The 660-nt window shown below is 56.1% G+C and carries 1 protein-coding gene; it reads right to left on the bottom strand.

Annotation, left to right across the window (positions count from 1 at the left end):
- A partial coding sequence (locus ACR0IO_RS23215; RefSeq protein ID WP_480745230.1) for a GTP-binding protein occupies positions 1 to 660 on the bottom strand: 660 nt, incomplete at both ends.

The raw sequence follows: 660 nt of genomic DNA, 5'->3' as shown, positions 1-660 counted from the left end.
TGCAGTTTCATGCCCCGCTCAAAATGTCCTGACGCCAAACGAATAAACGCCACGCGATCGCGGTGTTTTGGGTCCATATTGCCCTGAACTTTGAACACGAAGCCCGTTACCTTGCCTTCTTCTGGCGCAATTTCGCGCGGATCGGCCGTTTGCACCTGTGGCGCGGGGCCGAATTCGGCAATGCCCTCCATCAATTCCCGCACCCCAAAGGAGTTGATGGCCGAGCCGAACCAAATCGGGGTCATCGCACCCGCAAGGAATGTGGCGCGATCAAAGGCGGGCAGCAATTCGCGCGCCATCTCGATTTCCTCGCGCAGCTTGGCAAGCTGTGCTTCGGGGATGTGATCCGCAAGTTTCGGGTCGTCTAGCCCACTCATTTTGACCGTTTCGGCAACGCGGTTGCGATCTGCGCGATCCATCAATTCAAGCCGATCATGGATCAGGTCGTAGCACCCCAAGAAATCGCGCCCCATCCCAATAGGCCAACTGGCGGGGGCCACATCAATCGCAAGGTTCTCTTGGATTTCGTCAATGATTTCGAATGTGTCGCGGCTTTCGCGATCCATCTTGTTGCAAAAGGTGAGGATGGGCAAATCGCGCAAGCGGCAAACCTCAAAGAGTTTTTGGGTCTGGCTTTCTACGCCCTTGGCCCCATCAATC

It is taken from the genome of Ruegeria sp. CE12 (genome assembly GCF_056537525.1).
The sequence above is the reverse complement of the archived record's forward strand: the minus strand, read 5'-3'. Positions and strand labels throughout refer to the sequence as shown.